This is a genomic window from Actinokineospora sp. HUAS TT18 (assembly GCF_051364635.1).
Classification (GTDB): Bacteria; Actinomycetota; Actinomycetes; order Mycobacteriales; family Pseudonocardiaceae; genus Actinokineospora.
Genome location: NZ_CP195645.1, coordinates 5,484,465 through 5,501,916, shown reverse-complemented (window position 1 = coordinate 5,501,916; position 17,452 = coordinate 5,484,465). Strand labels below are relative to the sequence as shown.

The following is a 17,452-nucleotide window of genomic DNA, read 5'->3' as shown; positions in this document are numbered from 1 at the left end:
CGGCCGCCACCACAGGATCGTGATGCATAGGTGTGTACTACTGCTCTGGTCCTTGTTCTTGGCTTGAAAACTGGACTGACTACAAATGCTGGGCTTCTTGCTGGTCAACTGGAGTGGCTTAACTAGGTTCGTCATGAGGAGTTCCTGAGCTGGTTCTCGTCGTCAACCAGGTGAAGATCAGCAGGGGTTTCCCGAAGCTCCTGGAGGGCGGTTCCGGCGGTTCCACGGGACACCTGAGCCATGGTCACCAGTTCGGTGACGGTCGGCAGGCTTCCGTGGCGGTGGTGGTGGCTGCGGGCGGCAGCCCGCGCCCGGTCCTTGGCCGGTGAGCTGGACGACTCCACCGGCACCGGCTGAACACGCGGACGCGGCGACGCCGCAGGCTGTTCAACCCGAGCGGGCTCCACGGCGACGGCCGGGAGTTGAACGGTGGCCTCGGCAGCGGGTTGAACAGTCCGCTGAACAGCGGACTGGACGGCCGGTTGTACGGGCGTGGTTGAACGCGCGGGCTCGACCGCACTGGACGGGGCGACGGTGGACGCCGGCGCGGTGGACGCGGTGCGGGCGTGGCCGAGCATGAACAGCAGGTGCGCCACGATCGCCGCCGCGACCGCCGGCCACGCCCCCACCCCGAACCGCAGCGCCGGCGGCGCAACCTCGACCCCACCGGCCAGGAACACCGCCTGCGCCAGACCCGAGAGCCCGGCGGCCAAGACGACGACGGCCCACGCGTAGGCGCGGCCGGACCCGTCGAGCTTCGCGGTGGCGGCGTAGGCGACCATCGCCAACCCGTCGGTGATCAACGGGTACAGCCAGGCGATCACCACCGGCGTCCCCGCGGCGAGGGCGACCTCGAACAGGCCGTGCGCGGTCGCCGCGCCGGCGGCCAGGGCCACCAGGAACCCCGGCCCCCACAAGGCGGCCAGCGTCTTCCACTCCCGGCGCGAGTCCGTGTTGGGCGTGCTCATCGCTAGATCTCCATCTCCTCGGCCTGAGCCGCGTGGGTCTCGTGGGCGCGGTCCTCGGCGCACCAGCGGGCCGTCTGCCGCTCGCGGTCGGTCGTGTGGGCGGTGTCGGCGAGGACGGTGTCGATGCGGTCGCACGCGGCCTCGGCGCTGCGCAGGACCTCGTCGAGTCGGCTCGACTGGTCCTGCTCCCTGCTCGGGCCGCGGGAGGTGATGTCCTGGGTGTCTGGCCACTGGGGCTCGCCCTCCCACGGCGCCGGATCGGCCGACGGGACGACCTCGCGCCGGGGACCGGTCCACGCCTCGGCCGCGGGCGCGCGCCACGGGTCGACAGCGGTCCCGCTGGACGGGTCGGGCGGCACGCTGGTCGAGCTGCCCCACGGGCTGTCGGGCTCAGGGGAGGTGAACACGTAGGCGTCATCCAAGTAGTCCCCGTCAACCTGGTCGGGGTCATCAACGACGCGGTCGGTGGTGTCGTCGAACGCGCGCTCCCCCTCCGCGCACGTCGTGCACAGGTCCACGTCCTCGTCGACCGGGAGGCGGAACTCGCCACCACAGCACCGGCACGACGTCGCCCCCAGATCGTCGTCAACCACGTCGTCGACCGCGTCGTCGAGCGCGTCGTCGACCGCGGTGTCGACCGGGTTGGCGGCGGCGCGCAGTTCGCTGGGGTTGGTCTGGGTCACGCACGGGCACGTGTCGGTGTCGCCGTGGCCGTCGTCGTGGTCGGTGGTGGGGATCAGGCCGTCGCCGTCGCAGCGGGCGCAATCGACGTTGGCGTAGAAGGCGGTGGTGTCGGTGAACGTGAAGTGGTCGAGCAGCACCTTGCCGGGGATACGCAGCCGGGCGGCCTCCTCCACCGCGGCACGGCGAGCCTCGACCAGGGCGGCGGCGCGTTCGGCGCGGGCGGCGCTGTCGGCGGGCGCCCACGGCTCGGCCACCCTGGGCCGCCACTGGTCGGCGCCGGGCGCGGCCTCGTCGAGGATCGGGTCGCCGTCGTCGATCTCGTCGTAGTCGTCCCACCCGGGTTCCCGGTAGTCGAACGCGTCGATCTCCTCGGCGAACACCACCTCCGGGGTCACAGCCGCGGTGATGTCGTCGACCTCGGCCCACATCTCGGCGGGGGTCGGCGGCTGGTGCGGGTCACCGGGCGCGACGGGCACCCCGACCACACACGCGCACACCGGCTCACCCCGACCGTCGTCAGGGTCGGCGGGGTGGGCGGGGACCTGCCCGGCACCGGCGCAGTCGGCGCACCCGGCCTCGGCGTAGTAGGCCGTGGGCTCGGCCAGCGACAGCAGGTGCGGCACGAACACCCGACCCGCGAGATCCACCCGTTCACCGGCACCGGTCCGGTCGTGGGGGTCGTGGTTGCGGCCGGTCGCCGTCTCCTCGGCGATCCACTCCGCCAACGTCGCCTGGAACTCCTCGGCGCGCTGGTGGGCGTGGCGCTGCTCCGGGGCGACCTGCGGGAACGCGCGCGCCAACTCCACATCCAGCTGCGAAACCCGGTCCAGGGGGTGGTCCGACTCGGGGGTGGCAAGCAGATGCGAAGTCACCGCCTGAGCCACGTCCCAGACGGGGGCGGGGTCTTCCATGTCGCCGCTGTGGGCCTCGGCCCACAGCTGCGCGGCGTCGGTGTCCTCGACGGTGTAGAACCCGGCGGGGGCGCCCTCGCCCCACTGGGCCAGGACCTCGGCCTCGGTGCGCGCGCCACGCACATCAACCAGCAGCCCGTCGGGGCGGCGCACCAGATAGTGGTTGGCCTCGCCGTGGCGCTGCCCGACCAGGCCGACGATCGGCCACCCGGTCCGCTCGTGCAACGCCAACGCCAGCGCGTTGCAGTGCCCGAACTCGAACAACTCCTCCACGGTGGAGACGTCCTCGGGCAGCGCGGGAAGGCCCCGGAACCTCGGCGCCCGGTCGGCGCGTTCCTGCTCGGCGGCCGGGTCATAGAAGGTGTACAGGGCCACAGCGTTGTCGAGTCCGGGGTCGCCGGTCAGGTGGTGAGGGTTGGTCATGACGGGCTCCCAACGGTGTCGGCGGCTGCGTAGTGCGCGGCGGTGGGTTCGGGGGCGGGCGCGGTGCGGTCGACGGCCCACCAGTGGGCGATCACCCCGACCGCGTCGGCCAGCGGCGCGCGCGGCGCTGGACGAGGTCGGGTGTGCGATTCCAGCGAGCAGGTCCCGGCGGTGGCCTTGATCCGGCGGACCACGCCAGGGCGGTAGCGGTCGTGCCACTCCGCGAGCAGCGGCAGATCACGCTGGGCGGCCTGCCAGGTCAGGCTCAGCCACAGCAGTTCCTCAACGACGTCGGGGTGCCACACCCAGCACTCCGGCAACACCGCGGCGGCGTCGGCGTAGCGCAGGAACACCGTGGTCATCCACTCGCACAGGTCGGTGAGCACACGTTCGGCGAGGGCGGAGTCGGCGGGCAACGCCAACCACGACACCGGCGGCGCCGCCGTGCAGCAGCGGTCGGTCAGGTGGTCGGCCAGCTGGTTGGCGACCCGATCGACCACCGCCGCCAACCGCTCCACCCCACGCTGCCCGCGGGCGCGGTCGTCGTTGTGCAGGGCGGGAAGGGTCGCGGTCATCGCCGACCACCCGCCCACACCGGCGTCGGTTCGGCGGCGAGCAGGTGCGCCTCGCTCGGCGCCGGGGCATGTGCGGTGCGGGTGCTGCCCCACCAGTCGACGATCGCCTCGGCGGCCTCCACCAACGGCACCCGCGGCCCCGCGTGCGGGTCGGTGTGCGACTCCAGCGAGCAGGTCCCGGCGGTGGTCTTGATCCGCCGCACCACCCCCGGCCGGTAGCGGTCATGCCAGTCGCCAGCGGCGAGGGCGGAGGCGCCGTCGTCGTCGTAGGCGGCGATCCAGGCGTGCATCAACCACACCAGTTCCTCCACCACATCGGGGTGCCACAACCAACACGCGGGCAGCGACGCCGCCGCGTCGGCGTAACGCAGGTAGACGGTGCTCATCCACTTGCACAGGTCGTTCAACACGGCGGCGACGGTGTCCACATCGGACGGCAGGGTCAGCCACGACGGGGCGGCGACCTTCTCCGCCCGCGTGTTCTTCCGCGCCACCGTCTCCGCCAACTCCTGGACCTGACCGGCGATGCGGGTGACGTGGTCGCCGACCTCGCGGGTGCGACCGGGCAGCGGGTCCACCGTCCGGCGCAGCGCCTCGACCTCGCGGGCCAAACCCGCGACGGCGCTGGTGCTGGCGTGTTCGGGGTGGGTGTGTTCGGTGCTCATCGGGGCACCTCCATCCGGTTGATCAGGGCGGCGAGGACGTCGGCGGGCGGGGCGAACAGACCGAGTCGGCCCGGCCCGGCGACGGGCTGGGGAAACGCGTGCGGGTCGGTGAGTTGCCAGTGCCAGCACGCCTCGTCGGCCCAGCGGGAGCAGGGCGGGCAGTCGGCGGCCGGGTGCATCCCGGCGAGAGTGGCGCTGCCCAGGTAGCCGGTCGGGTAGTCGGCGACGGTGGTGGACATGCCGACCGAGGCGGCGAACTCCGCGCCGCGGCGGTCCCACCGCTGGCTGGCGTGGATCACCAGCAGGCCCCGGAAGGTCGTCGACCAGGTGCGGTTCTCCACCGGCTTGTGACCGGCGATGATCAGCCCGGCCCACGGGCGGGCCACACTCAACGCCTTGACCGGCCGGGTCATCGGTCCCACCGCCCGTCCGTCTCGGCGGCCAGCGTGCAGGTCGGGCACCACACCCGGGCGGTGATCGGCTCCGCCCGCCAGTCGCAGGTGGCGGCGGTCTCGGCGATCTCGGCCCAACCCCGGAAGTGCCACACCTGGTTGGCGCCCTCGCTGTCCAGCGGGACACCGCACCCGGTGCAGAAGGCGGTCCAGCACGACCACGGCAGCGCCACGACACCCCAACGGTCGGGCGTCGGGGACAACGCGCCGCGGGCGGCGGCCTGGGCCAAGACGACGTCGGCGGCGGCCCGGCTCGGGCTGTGCGGGAAACCCTCGACGTCGTCGGGGTGCACATCGCACGGGGTGATCACCCAACAGGTGGTCAACCTTGTGCTCATCGGTCCCACCGCCGTTCGGCGTCGACGCGCTCGGCCATCTCCGACAGCTCGACGATCTCGGCCTGCACCGTGCGCGCGGCGTCGGCGGCGGCGCGGTCGGTCTCCCGGGTGGCCTGGCGGGCGGCGCGGAACTCGGCGAACTGGGCGCGCATTTCGTCTGCCCGGTCGCCAGCGGCGGCCATCCACGGCGCCACCGCGTCGGCGACCCGCTCCCGCCACGCCACGAACCGGTCCAACCGCTCATGCCAACGCGCGGACCGCTTGGCCTTGCGGACGTCGCGGCGCTTCCACGCCATCTCCGTCTTCCCGACTGCCGGCGCCATGCCCCGGCGGATCACCACCACGTGCCCGGCAGGCAACTGGGCGATCTGCCCCGGCGAGAGCACCGGAACGCGGCGGGTGGTGGTCGAGGTGACGTTGCGGTCGGCGTCGACGGTGTCGACCGTCTCGTCCCGCTCACCCGTCAGAGCGGAGTAGGCGTTGAGGTCGTCGTGGTCCCGCGTCCCACCGAAGATCAACAGGGTGGCGGCGTTGTTCATGATCGCCCCCGCGCCCGTGTCGCCCCACTTCGCGCGCAACTGCGCGCGGGACTGCAACGCGATGTGAATGGTCACCCCGCGACCGCCCATGTCGGCGGTCCAGTTGTCCAGCGGGATCGGACACACCAGAGCGGCCTCATCCAGCGCCAACGTCAACGGCGGATCCAACCGACCACCCGGCGCGAACCCCGCCAGCTTGCGGGCCTGGCGGGCGATATGCCCGGTCAACGCGGTCACCAGCGGCGCGGTCTGCGCGTCCTCGGCACCCAACATGTAGACGGTGCCCCGGGTGTCGAGCAGGGCCTCGACGTCGAACTCGCCGTCCTCGGCCGCCTTCGCCGCGGTCGCATCGGTCAGCCAACCCAGGGCGGGCATGATCGTCGAGCAGATCGACGACCGCGTGCGCTCGTTCGTGGAGAGGAACTGCAGGGCGTCGGACTCCCACGCCTTGTCCGGCTGGCGACGCAGATTCCGCGACACCGCCTGCGCGGCGTTGTCCGGGTCGGCCACCCACGCCAGCACATCACGCATCGACCCCTTGCCCAACGCGGCGGCGTACATCAGCGCCGCGAGGACGCGGCGGGCCTGCCCCGCCCAGAACTCCCGGTCACCCCCACCCGCGCCCGGCGAGGACACACCGGACAGCAGATCCGCCGCGCGAGACGTCGCGACCGCGGGGTCCTCGCAGCCCGACAGCGGGTTGAACGTGATCGTCGAGGCCAGACCACCGACACCGGAGGGGTTGAACACGTGCACCGGCCCGAGCTGGGCGCGGACCGCGCCGGTCACGTCGATCAGATCCGTGCGCGTTGAGGTGGCGATCAGCGCGCCCGGCGCGTCCAAGATCCGGCACGCCAACTCGCCCGTCTTGCCGGTGCGCGGGCCACCGAACCGCAGGGTGACGTCCTCGACCAGCGACCACACCCGGAAGATCCCGACCCGGGCCACCGGGGTCGCGAACTGACGGATCGGGGTCCGCCACCGACGCCACCACGACAACTCCGCCAGCGACGGACGCACCACCCCGGCACGGCGGCGCACCGCGAACCACGACGCCGTCCGCAGGATCGCCCACGGGGAGGCGACACCGTCATTGCGGCGCGACTTTCGCGACCACCGGTTCACCACCTGGGCAGACCCACGCCGTGAGTACCACCACGAAACCGCGACCAACACCGCGGCCAGGACGCCACCGATCGACAGCAACATGCCGAGTTCCCGGCCCGGTGTCCCGGCCGGAACCACGTCGGTGCCCAACCAGAACCCGGTCGTCGCGATCAACACGGCCAGGACCAGCAGCCGAGCGCGAGGGTTCCTCGCCCGCCACACGATCGCCGACACGGTCAACGCTGCACCGACGACAACCGCCCACGCGCCGTACCGAGTGACCTCGCCAAACGACGGCGACCGCATCACGAACCACCCGGCGACCCCGGCCGCGATACCGACACCGGACGCCTTCAACCTCACCTCGGCGCTCATGCCGCACCGCCCGAAAGCGTCGCGGTCCAGCCCTCGACGTCGACGCAGGTCGAGCCAGCGGACGCCTCGGCCAACAACCGCTCGACCGCCAGTGCCGGAACCACAAAACGGCCCTGGTTCGTCCCGCGCTTCATGTGGATCGCGGGGAACCCTCCCCCGTGTATCAGCCGGTAGAGGTACTCCTGGGAAATGCTGAGCAGCGCCGCTGCCTCGGGAACCGTGTAGGTCGGAACCCCGGCTTCGCGCTTGCGGAGCGCGTTGCGCAGCGCCGCGTCCTTGAGTGACTCGCGGACAGCCGGTCGGCCTTCCGCGCTTTGGAAGTGAACCTGCGTGGTCATGTGATCCCCTGGATTGGTTTTCTAGGTTGCCTAGCCAGGTTGATAGTGACCTAGGTTGCCTAGCCATGTCAACTGCTTGTCTAGGCTGGCTAGCAAGGCGCAGGTAGAAGCACTAGTCTTCGTGCATGGGACTTGATCCAGACGACCCGCGACCGCCGTATCAGCAGGTCGCTAACGCTCTCCGAGCGTCGATCCTCACCAAGACGTTCGGGCCTGGGGACAAGCTGCCGTCGGGGCCGGAACTCGCCGAGCGGTACGGAGTGGCTCGGATGACCATCCAGCAGGCCATCCGGTTGTTGCGCGAGGAAGGGCTCGTCGTCTCGCGGCAGGGCAGCGGGGTCTACGTGCGCGAGCGGACACACCGCCCGGTAGACCTGCGAAGTCACCTAGAGCGGGCGTTTGAGCAGCCGAACGTCTCGGTGGACTTCGCCGGATTCTCCGGCGAGACGCTTCACGGCGCGCTCACGGAGCCCCTCGACAAGATCAGGGACGGCCGTCTCAGGCCTGAGTCGGTCACGATCCGCCTCCTGGTGCCGGACCCGCGGCAACCCTGGACGCTCCCGGTCCGCGTCGACGACCTCGCGGACAGCCCACCGTTCCGTGCGCGGGCGACGCGCATCATGCACCGGCACACCCTGGGAATCGTCGACATGGTGACCGAACTCGTCGACCTCGGCCTACTCGCGGACGGTGGCGCTCAGATCCGCTCCTGCCCAGTGGTCCCCATGTTCAAGCTGTACCTGATCAACGATGCCGAAGTCTTCTTCGGCTATTACCCGGTTCAGGAGCACAAGATCACGCTGGACGGGGAGCCGACCGCGATGTGGGACCTCATGGGAAAGGACGCCATCTTGTTCCAACACTCGGCTGAGTCCGACGACGAGTCGATGGCGTCGCAGTACGTCAAGCAGTCACGAATGTGGTTCGACAGCGTGTGGAACACGGTCGCGAGGGATCTAGACCTGTGATCCCTATTTCTGAACTACTCCGACGCTCGCCTCACGTGCTTCTCGACTTCGACGGACCGATCTGCTCTGTGTTCGCCAAGTTCACCGACCGCGAAGTAGCCGACCAGCTCCGAATTCACCTCGGCGGACAGGGATACGACCAACACACCGCGGACCCGTTCGACATCCTCGCCGCCGCCGCGCGCGTCAGCTCAACCGAAGCAGAGTCAGCCGAGAAGGAACTCGCACGTCTTGAGGTCCGCGCAGCGCAGAGCGCAGCTCCTACGCCCGGCGCCGAGGAAGCAATCCGTTCGCTCGTCGCAAGCGGTCACACCATTACCGTCGTGAGCAACAACTCGGTCAACGCCGTTCGGGCATACCTCGCGGAACACGGCCTGCTCGACTGCGTCAGAGGAATCTCGGCGCGCGCTGACAGCAAGGTTGAGCGACTCAAGCCAGACCCATACCTGTTGACTCGCGCGATCAACGATCTCGGAGACGACGCAAGCGACTGCGTCATGGTCGGTGATTCCATCTCCGATCTGATCGCTGGCCATCGAGCGGGAACGGGGGTGATCGGCTACGCGAACAAGCCCGGCAAGCATGAAGAGTTCGAGACCCGCGGCGCCGACGCCATCATCACCTCAATGTCCGAACTCCTTGGCACGCAAGGCTAGACGCGCGCGGCAGCGGCGATAACTGCCCAGGCTTCCGCTCGTTCGGGATCGACTCCCACTCGTCGACCAAGGTCTCGTGGGTCGTAACCACGTTTGAGCGCAAGGACACCAACGTCATACGCCACATCGCCTCGCTTGCCTCTCGGGTCGATCAGCACCAGGCCAAACGGTCCCTGCAATACGTTTCCCCATGAGCAATCGCCGTGACACAGAGTTTCCACGTCGTCGGTGGTGATCTCGGAGAGCAAAGTCCGTGCGGCTACTCGCTCTCGTTCGGGCGCAGGGGCCGCACCAGGCGGCAGATCAGCCAGGGCATGGTCGGCCAGGCGCTCGTCGAGCCACTCGGCCAACGGCGGCAAACCGTGTGCCTCCGTCCTTTCCTCAACCAGCGGCCGGAGTAGATCTGCGAGCTGGTCAATGTGAGGACTTAGTACTGGCGTGCCTGGTACGACCCTGTCCATCACCGTCCAAGTGCCTGAACGGGTGGTGAGCACTTCATGCACCGCGGGGCCGACGCCGATAGACGCTAGGCCGCGCGCGGCCTGCGCCTGGAATTTCCCATCAGGGTCGGGCGTAGATCGCATGACCAACAACCGGTCATCGATCACAACCTCGACGACAAACCCATACCTGGCATGAAAAACCTCGCGGACCGTAGCCCCGTGCGACAGATCGACGAACTCGGCGACGACCTCACGTAGCCACCGCTCACCCACATCGCCCCAGCGGTCGACTACGGCGGCGGCGACGTTAGCGGGAACGGCGATCGGTTCGGTACCGGATGGCTCACCAACTGGTCTTGTCGAGTCAGTCAAGATCGGCTCGCCGGGCGGATTCCAAATTCCGAACGAATGACTCCGTTCGAGTGAAATCTGGTCCATGGGGAATCTTCACGAAGAACCTCTCGTTCTCGACTACGCCAACACACGCTCGGCATGCGGAGGACCACATCACTGCGGATCGGTTGAACACTACAGCCGCCAACCTGCACACGATGCGTACCAAACTCCAGGACGACAGCCAGCTACTAAGTTCACTCGATCCTGACACCACCGCCTACCAACGCCTGCAGTCACGAATCGAGCGGGACACCAACCAGCTCCTTGACCTGGAAGAGGCCGCAGAGCGCAGGCGCGCACTCGCTGCCGAATACGCAAGGGCCGAGTACCAACGGCAGGAAGACAACGCCGTCAAGGGCGGCGGGGCCATCATGGCTCTCATTGGGTTCGTCGTGGTCTACGGCACTTGGGGCTCGTGGTGGCTCCTGGCAGGACTTGCCTTGATGGCGATAGGCATCGGCGCCGTATTCACCGATACCCGCTAATCGTCCACAGTGTCGAGGTCTGGCTGAGAGGACGGTCTTCTCAGCCAGACCTTGCCTATCCGGCGGCGGGCTTTCGACGCTGCATGCGCCCGCCCAGGAGCTCGGCGGCACGGCGATCAGACTCGCCGACCCACGCCGCGTAAACCCGCAACGTCGTGGCGCCTCCACCACCGTGACCAAGTCGTCCCGCGACCGTTCGGAGGTCGATTCCGGCCGTGAGCAATTCGGTTGCGGAGTAGTGCCGCAGCGCGTGCAGGTGGCTGTCGATGCCTAGGGCGGCGCACATGTCGGCGTAACGGTGGCTGACGGCGCTCGGGTCGTACGGCCGGTCCCGGGTGGGTTCGTAGGAGAACAGGAACGCCTCGTCCGTCGGCTCGACGTTCAGCTTCTTGACCAAGTCTTCGTAGCGCTGCCGGTGTTCCCTGAGGACCTCGACCGTCGCTGGGTCGAGCGACAGCGCGCGCTCTTGGTGGGTCTTGGTGTCCTTCTCGTACGCGACCCCGCGGGCACGAACGTAGTTCCGCTTAACCGTCACCTTCCCCGCCACCAAGTCGACGTGCCGCCAGCGAAGCGCGAGCAGCTCGGCGCGGCGGATGCCGGTGACCATCACGAGCCACACGAGAGTTCCCCAGTCCTCGCTCCGCTCCCAGGCCGCGGCGATGATCTGCGCGGCCTGCTCGGACGTGGGCGGGTTCGGCTTCGGGGTGGGCTGCTCGGGCTTCTTGGCGACCTCGGCGGGGTTGCTCGCGATCCACTCCCACCGCACCGCGGCGGCCAGGGCGCCCTGGATCACGAAGTGAATCTTCAGGATCGTCGAGTTCGACAGCGGCTTGCACTTGTGCGGTGCGCACTCGGTGACCTTGCAAGCCTTCTCGCCGCAGTCGTGCGGGGGATAGCCCGCCGCGGGCATACGACCGCGAGGACGCCAGTGCTTGATCGTGCGGCACTCGTGAGGACCGTCAACCCGGTGGTCGATCTGTGGGCGACCGCCGCAGCGGCGGCTGCACTTTCGCAGCTGGGCGTAGAACTGTTCGAGCACGCGTGCGCTGATCTTGCTCACCGGCTGGTCGCCAAGCGCGGGACCGATGTGGAGCCGCAGGTACAGCTCGTATCCCTGCCGCGTGGTCTCCTCGATGTCGTGGACCTTGAGCCACTCTTCGATCACGAATTGGAATGTCGCCTTGGTCCGCGCGTTGCGCTGCTCGGCGACCTGGGCGCGGAACTTGGTCCGGATCCGTTTGGCCTCAGCGAGATCCGTCGTTGAAGCCGACAGGTAGAGGCGCTTGCCGGTGAGCGGGTCGGTGCCCGCGAGCACGCTCACCTGCAACGAGTTGCCTCGCTGCCGGATCTGCGACATGTCGTCTTTGGCCCGTGCCATGAGCCGAGCGTAGCAACCTTGCAGTCATCTCCGCAGTCATCGCCCAGTAGAGACGATCTTGAAATCGGAGTTTCCGCAGGTAGGCCGTGGAGCCGGTGAGGGGACTTGAACCCCTAACCTTTCGCTTACAAGGCGAGTGCTCTGCCAATTGAGCTACACCGGCATGGCGACCACGTGAGCCCAATCCTAAGCCGACAGTCGACCCGCTTGCGGTCGGCCCCTTGCTCGACCACCGTGGGCCCCAGGAGGTCGATCACGTGCGGTTCAAGCGCCAGCCACCCGAGCAAGATCCACAAACGAAGGAGCAGGGGCCAGCCCTACCCGACGAACGCACCGTTCATTTCGTCCTCGACCTGGCACTCCGCATCGGCGAGGTGCAGATGTCCTCCGGGGCGGGCGCCGCCGACGTCACGGCCACGATCATCGCCGTGGCCAACGCCTACGGGCTGCCGCATTGTGAAGTCGACGTCATCTTCACCTCCATCACCGTCGCCTGTCACCGTGGCACCGAGCTCTCCCCCGTCACGTCCCTGCGCGTCGTCCAGTCACGCAGCCTCGACTACACGCGCCTGGCCGCCGTCGAGACGCTCGTCAACCGGATCACCAGCGGGAAGACGCCGGTCGAGGAAGCGCAGACGGAACTGAGTCGGATCACCGAGGCCAAGCACCCCTACCCTCGCTGGCTGGCCACCTTCTCCTACGCCGCTCTGGCCGCCGCCGTGACGATCTTCATCGGTGGGGCCGCCCTGATGGCCCTCTTCGCGGCCGTGATCACCGCCGTCATCGACCGGGTCGGCCGCGTCCTCAACCGGCGCGCCCTCCCCTTCTTCTTCCAGCAGGTCGTCGGCGGCGCGCTGGCCACCGGGGCCGCCCTCGCGCTCCTGGCCAGCGGGACGTTCCCCGACGTGAAACCCACCGTCCTCGTCGCCGCCGCCATCACCGTGCTCCTGTCCGGGCTGACCGTCGTCTCGACCGTCCAGGACGCCATTACCGGGTTCAACGTCACCGCCGCTGGACGCACGATGGAGGTCTCGCTGATGACCGCGGGCCTCATCGCGGGTGTCGTCGGCGCGCTGAACATCGCGACCGCGCTCGGGATGCCCGAGGCGCCCCTCGCCGACCCGCTCCCGCCGTCCGCGCTCAGGCTCCCCATCCAGACCCTCGCGGGGGCCGCCGCGTCCGGGTTCTTCGCGCTCGCCTCCTACGCGACCCCGCGAGCTGTCTTCGTCGCCGCCATCGCGGGCGGCGTCGGCACCGCGGGCTACGGCGGCCTCATCCTGGCGGGCGCGGGCCCGATCGTCGCCTCGGCGGGGGCCGCTGTCGTCGTCGGGTTCGCCGGTGGCGTCATCTCCCGCAGACTGCGGATGCCGCCGCTTGTGGTCGCCGTCTCAGGGATGGTGCCGCTGCTCCCCGGCCTCACGACCTACCGGGCGCTCTACGAGCTCGCCATCATCCGCACGACGAGCGGGCTGTCCACGCTCATGATCGCCGCCGCCGTGGCGTTGGCGCTGGCAGCGGGCGTGGTGCTCGGCGAATACCTGGCCCACCCGGTCCGCACTGGGCTCGGCAGACTGGAACGGCGTTTCCAGGGTCCCCGGTTGGCCGGGCCGTTGCGACCCAATGAACATCACACCGAGCCATAGACATTCGCATCACGCGGGGCGCGCGCGGAGTGACTAACCTCAGATGCACCGTATCTGTTCCGAGGAGGCACGCCCCGCGTGAGCAGCAACAATGGCGCCGATTTTATCGTCGCGGCCAACCGACTGCCGGTCGACCTGGAGCGACTGCCCGACGGCACGCAACGCTGGAAGCACAGCCCCGGCGGGCTCGTCACCGCGCTCGCCCCGTTCCTGCGCAGCCACACTGGCGCCTGGGTCGGCTGGCCCGGCGTCGCCGACGTCGAGGTGGACGAGTTCACCGAGGACGGGCTGCGGCTGCACCCCGTCTCGCTCACCCACGACGAGGTGCGCGACTACTACGAGGGCTTCTCCAACGCCACCCTGTGGCCGCTCTACCACGACGTCGTCGCCCCACCCGTGTTCGACCGCGGCTGGTGGGACAGCTACGTCAAGGTCAACCACCGCTTCGCCGACGCGTGCGCCAAGGTCGCCGCCCCGAACGCGACGGTGTGGATCCAGGACTACCAGCTCCAACTGGCGCCCGCGCTGCTCCGCGAACAGCGCCCTGACCTGCGGATCGGCTTCTTCCTGCACATCCCGTTCCCGCCAACCGAGCTGTTCATGCAGCTCCCCTGGCGCGCCGAGATCGTGCGCGGCCTGCTGGGCGCCGACCTCGTCGGCTTCCACCGGCCCGGCGGCGCGCAGAACTTCCTCTGGCTGGCCCGCAGGCTGCTCGGCCTCGAACCGACCCGCGGCGCCGTCGGCGTGCGGACACGGCCCGGTGTCATCCAGGTCGGCGACCGCGCGGTCCGCGTCGGCGCGTTCCCCATCTCGATCGACTCCAACGGCCTCGACGCGCTGTCCCGCAAGCGCGAGACCGTCGCCAGGACCCAGCAGATCCGCTCCGACCTGGGCAACCCGAAGAAGGTCCTGCTCGGCGTCGACCGCCTCGACTACACCAAGGGCATCGACCTGCGCCTCTACGCACTGCAGGAGCTGCTGTCGGAGGGCCGCGTCGACCCGGCGGACGTGGCGATGATCCAGCTCGCCACGCCCAGCCGCGAACGCGTCGAGCACTACCAGCGGATGCGCAGCGACATCGAGCAGGTCGTCAGCCGGATCAACGGCGAGTTCGCCAGGGTCGGCCGCCCGGTCGTGCACTACCTGCACCAGTCGGTCGACCGCGCCGAGCTGACCGCGTTCTTCTCCGCAGCCGACGTCATGCTCGTGACGCCGGTCCGCGACGGCATGAACCTCGTCGCCAAGGAGTACGTCGCCTGCCGCCATGACCTCGGCGGCGCGCTGGTGCTGTCTGAGTTCGCGGGAGCCGCCGCGGAGCTGACAAGTGCCTTCCTGGTGAATCCCCACGATCTTGACGGTGTCAAGAACGCCATGCATGCGGCCCTCACGATCGATCCAGCAGAGGGCCGCCGTAGGATGCGCGCTCTAAGGCGTCAGGTGCTGACCCACGACGTCGACCGGTGGGCGCGTTCGTTCCTCGACGCGCTGAACCCCGAGCACAGTCCTTAGCCCCTTCAGGCCACGAGGAGAAGGCGTTGACCGCCGAGTCCCTTCCCGCCGACCTGCGCCGAGCCATCGTGCAGATCGCCAGGACCCCCCGACTGCTGGTCGCCTGCGATTACGACGGCACCCTCGCGCCCATCGTCGAGGACCCCGAGCAAGCCAGGCCGCACTCCGAGTCGGTGGGCGCGCTGCGGTCACTGGCCGGGCTGCACGAGACGACGACCGCGGTCATCTCCGGCCGCGCGCTGCGCGACCTCGCGACCCTGTCGCGGCTGCCGTCGGAGGTGCACCTCGTCGGCAGCCACGGCTCGGAGTTCGACGTGGGCTTCGTCCACGCCCTCGACGAGCAGGCGCGTTCGCTGCACCTGCGGATCGAGCAGGAGTTGGAGCAGCTGATCGAGGGCGCGCCGGGTGTGCACCTGGAGGTCAAGCCCGCCAGCATCGCGGTGCACGTGCGCCGCGCGGAGGCCGAGGTCGGCGCGCGCGTGCTCGAAGCCGTCCGGTCCGGCCCGTGCACCTGGGAGGGTGTCCAGGTCACCGAGGGCAAGGCCGTCGTCGAGCTCGCGGTGATCCACACCGACAAGGGCCACGCCCTCGACGTGCTGCGCCACCAGGTCAGCGCGACGGCCGCGGTCTTCGTCGGCGACGACGTGACCGACGAGAAGGCCTTCGCCCGGCTGTCCGGCCCCGACGTGGGGATCAAGGTCGGCGACGGTGAAAGCCTTGCGGGGTACCGGATCGCCGATCCGGTGGACGTCGCGACGGTGCTCGCGTTCATCCTGGAGGAGCGCCGCAACTGGCTCTACGGCGAGCAGGCCACGCCGATCGAGCGGCTGTCGATGCTGTCGAACGAGCGCTCGGTCGCGCTGGTCACCCCGGACGCCCGGCTGACCTGGATGTGCCACCCCGAGCCGGACTCGGCGGCGGTGTTCGCCGACCTGCTCGGCGGCGCGGCGGCCGGTCACTTCTCCATCTCGCCGGAACGCGGCGGTCTGCCGCTGGGCCAGCGGTACCTGCCCGGCACGATGACCGTCGAGACGCGGTGGGCGGGCCTGCTGGTCACCGACTACCTCGACCACGGCGCCCTCGCCCACCGCACCGACCTGACCCGCGTCGTGTCCGGCACGTCGCCCGCGGTCGTGGAGTTCGCGCCGCGGCCGGAGTTCGGGCAGGTGCAGGTCCGGCTGGTCGAGCAGGGCAACGGCCTGCTGGTGCGCGGGGTCTCCGACCCGATCGCCCTGCTGGCGCCCGGGGTCAAGTGGGAGATCACCTCCGACGGGATGCACGACTCGGCCCGCGCGGTGATCCACCCGGAGAACGGCCCGGTCGTGTTCGAGCTGCGCTGCGGCACCAACGACCTCACCCCGCACTCGACCGTCGAGGCCGACCGCAAGGCGCGCGCGGGTGCGTACTGGTCGGAGTGGCTGGACACGCTCGTGCTGCCGCCGGTCGAGAAGGACCTGGTGGCGCGTTCCGCGCTCACCCTGCGCGGCCTGTGCCACAGCGAGACCGGCGCGATCATGGCCGCCGCGACGACGTCGCTGCCGGAGGAGATCGGCGGAATCCGCAACTGGGACTACCGCTACTGCTGGCTCCGCGACGCGTCGATGACGGCGAAGGCGTTGGTGTCACTGGGTTCCACGGCCGAGGCCGAGGCGTTCCTCGGCTGGGTGCACGGCGTGCTGGCCACGCTGCCCGGCCCGGAGCGGCTGCACCCGCTCTACACGATCGCGGGCACCACGCTCGGCCCCGAGGCCGTGATCGACACCCTGCCCGGGTACGCGGGTTCGCGCCCGGTCCGCGTCGGCAACCTCGCCAACCAGCAGGTCCAGCTCGACGTGTTCGGCCCGGTCGTGGACCTGGTGGTCGCCCTGTCGGCGGCCCGAGGCAGCCTGACCGACGACGACTGGCGCATGGTGTGCGCGATGGCCGAAGCGGTCACGCGGCGCTGGCACGAGCCGGACCACGGCATCTGGGAGGAGCGGCACCGTCCGCGCCACCACGTGTACTCGAAGGTCATGTGCTGGCTGACGATCGACCGCGCACTGTCGCTCGCCTCGACCTACGGGCGCGAGCCGGAGCCCAGCTGGACCCTGCTGCGCGACGAGATCGCCAACGACGTCCTGACCAAGGGCTGGAACGACGAGGTCAAGTCCTTCACCACGGCCTACGACGGCACCGACCTCGACGCGGCGACGCTGCTGATCGGCATGGTCGGCCTGATCGACCCGACCGACCAGCGCTTCCAGTCCACGGTGACCGCGATCGAGGCCGAGCTGAGGTCCGGCTCGACCGTCTACCGCTACCACCGCGACGACGGCCTCCCCGGCGACGAGGGCGGCTTCCACCTGTGCGCGGCGTGGATGATCGAGGCTTATCTGCTGACGGGTCGACGGCCTGAGGCGGAGGACCTGTTCGCCCAGATCGTGGACGCGGCGGGGCCGACGGGCCTGCTGCCGGAGGAGTACGACCCGATCGCGGAACGCTCGCTGGGCAACCACCCGCAGGCGTACTCACACCTGGGCCTGATCAGGTGCGCGCAGCTGCTGTCCGCTTAGGACGGCCGTAAGGACCAGCCGGGGATGTCGACGGCCCGTCGGGGGCC

Annotated in this window: 16 protein-coding genes and 1 tRNA gene; 6 read left to right on the top strand and 11 right to left on the bottom strand. The window is 69.7% G+C overall.

Going from position 1 to position 17,452, the window contains the following annotated elements; all coding sequences use genetic code 11:
* Positions 1 to 131 precede the first annotated feature (131 nt).
* Genes ACSHT8_RS25410 through ACSHT8_RS25375 form a run of 8 tightly spaced genes read right to left on the bottom strand, consistent with a single transcriptional unit; the run spans position 132 to position 7,375 of the window.
* The gene (locus ACSHT8_RS25410; RefSeq protein ID WP_436493408.1) at positions 132 to 968 is read right to left on the bottom strand and encodes a hypothetical protein; all 837 of its coding nucleotides are present in this window, start codon (positions 966 to 968) and stop codon (positions 132 to 134) included.
* 2 nt (positions 969 to 970) lie between these two features.
* Positions 971 to 2,986, bottom strand: coding sequence for a hypothetical protein (locus ACSHT8_RS25405; RefSeq protein WP_436493407.1), 2,016 nt, complete (start codon positions 2,984 to 2,986; stop codon positions 971 to 973).
* On the bottom strand, positions 2,983 to 3,561 hold the full coding sequence (locus ACSHT8_RS25400; RefSeq protein WP_436493406.1) for a hypothetical protein: 579 nt from the start codon (positions 3,559 to 3,561) through the stop codon (positions 2,983 to 2,985). The genes ACSHT8_RS25405 and ACSHT8_RS25400 overlap by 4 nt, the downstream gene beginning before the upstream one ends.
* Positions 3,558 to 4,226, bottom strand: coding sequence for a hypothetical protein (locus ACSHT8_RS25395; protein WP_436493405.1), 669 nt, complete (start codon positions 4,224 to 4,226; stop codon positions 3,558 to 3,560). The genes ACSHT8_RS25400 and ACSHT8_RS25395 overlap by 4 nt, the downstream gene beginning before the upstream one ends.
* Entirely contained in the window at positions 4,223 to 4,639 is a 417-nt protein-coding gene (locus ACSHT8_RS25390) for a hypothetical protein (RefSeq protein WP_436493404.1), read from the bottom strand. The genes ACSHT8_RS25395 and ACSHT8_RS25390 overlap by 4 nt, the downstream gene beginning before the upstream one ends.
* A complete protein-coding gene (locus ACSHT8_RS25385) occupies positions 4,636 to 5,016 on the bottom strand; it encodes a hypothetical protein (protein WP_436493403.1) in 381 nt (126 codons plus the stop codon). The genes ACSHT8_RS25390 and ACSHT8_RS25385 overlap by 4 nt, the downstream gene beginning before the upstream one ends.
* Complete coding sequence (locus ACSHT8_RS25380) at positions 5,013 to 7,037, bottom strand: type IV secretory system conjugative DNA transfer family protein (RefSeq protein WP_436493402.1); 2,025 nt, start codon at positions 7,035 to 7,037, stop codon at positions 5,013 to 5,015. Before ACSHT8_RS25380 ends, ACSHT8_RS25385 begins: the two co-directional genes overlap by 4 nt.
* On the bottom strand, positions 7,034 to 7,375 hold the full coding sequence (locus tag ACSHT8_RS25375) for a helix-turn-helix domain-containing protein (protein ID WP_436493401.1): 342 nt from the start codon (positions 7,373 to 7,375) through the stop codon (positions 7,034 to 7,036). Before ACSHT8_RS25375 ends, ACSHT8_RS25380 begins: the two co-directional genes overlap by 4 nt.
* A gap of 125 nt (positions 7,376 to 7,500) precedes the next feature.
* Between ACSHT8_RS25375 and ACSHT8_RS25370 the strand changes: the two genes are divergently transcribed.
* Entirely contained in the window at positions 7,501 to 8,343 is an 843-nt protein-coding gene (locus tag ACSHT8_RS25370) for a GntR family transcriptional regulator (protein WP_436493400.1), read from the top strand.
* Positions 8,344 to 8,378: 35 nt separating this feature from the next.
* Entirely contained in the window at positions 8,379 to 8,999 is a 621-nt protein-coding gene (locus ACSHT8_RS25365) for an HAD family hydrolase (RefSeq protein ID WP_436493399.1), read from the top strand.
* On the opposite strand, the gene ACSHT8_RS25360 is transcribed toward ACSHT8_RS25365, so the two are convergent.
* Positions 8,996 to 9,880, bottom strand: a complete 885-nt coding sequence (locus ACSHT8_RS25360; RefSeq protein ID WP_436493398.1) for a phosphotransferase — start codon at positions 9,878 to 9,880, stop codon at positions 8,996 to 8,998. The two genes, ACSHT8_RS25365 and ACSHT8_RS25360, sit on opposite strands and share 4 nt — an antisense overlap.
* Before the next feature lie 113 nt (positions 9,881 to 9,993).
* On the opposite strand from ACSHT8_RS25360, the gene ACSHT8_RS25355 reads away from it, so the two are divergent.
* Positions 9,994 to 10,323 carry a hypothetical protein gene (locus tag ACSHT8_RS25355; protein ID WP_436493397.1) on the top strand — a complete coding sequence of 110 codons (330 nt, stop codon included), beginning with the start codon at positions 9,994 to 9,996 and terminating at the stop codon, positions 10,321 to 10,323.
* Positions 10,324 to 10,378: 55 nt separating this feature from the next.
* Here ACSHT8_RS25355 and ACSHT8_RS25350 read toward each other — a convergent pair whose 3' ends face one another.
* Positions 10,379 to 11,701, bottom strand: a complete 1,323-nt coding sequence (locus ACSHT8_RS25350) for a site-specific integrase (protein WP_436493396.1) — start codon at positions 11,699 to 11,701, stop codon at positions 10,379 to 10,381.
* Positions 11,702 to 11,788: 87 nt separating this feature from the next.
* Positions 11,789 to 11,864: transfer RNA gene (locus ACSHT8_RS25345), tRNA-Thr, on the bottom strand.
* A gap of 94 nt (positions 11,865 to 11,958) precedes the next feature.
* Between ACSHT8_RS25345 and ACSHT8_RS25340 the strand changes: the two genes are divergently transcribed.
* From ACSHT8_RS25340 to otsB, 3 genes are all read left to right on the top strand, one after another.
* The gene (locus ACSHT8_RS25340) at positions 11,959 to 13,344 is read left to right on the top strand and encodes a threonine/serine ThrE exporter family protein (protein ID WP_436493395.1); all 1,386 of its coding nucleotides are present in this window, start codon (positions 11,959 to 11,961) and stop codon (positions 13,342 to 13,344) included.
* 78 nt (positions 13,345 to 13,422) lie between these two features.
* On the top strand, positions 13,423 to 14,853 hold the full coding sequence (locus tag ACSHT8_RS25335; protein ID WP_436493394.1) for an alpha,alpha-trehalose-phosphate synthase (UDP-forming): 1,431 nt from the start codon (positions 13,423 to 13,425) through the stop codon (positions 14,851 to 14,853).
* A gap of 26 nt (positions 14,854 to 14,879) precedes the next feature.
* Entirely contained in the window at positions 14,880 to 17,405 is a 2,526-nt protein-coding gene (gene otsB, locus ACSHT8_RS25330) for a trehalose-phosphatase (protein WP_436493393.1), read from the top strand.
* Positions 17,406 to 17,452: the final 47 nt, after the last annotated feature.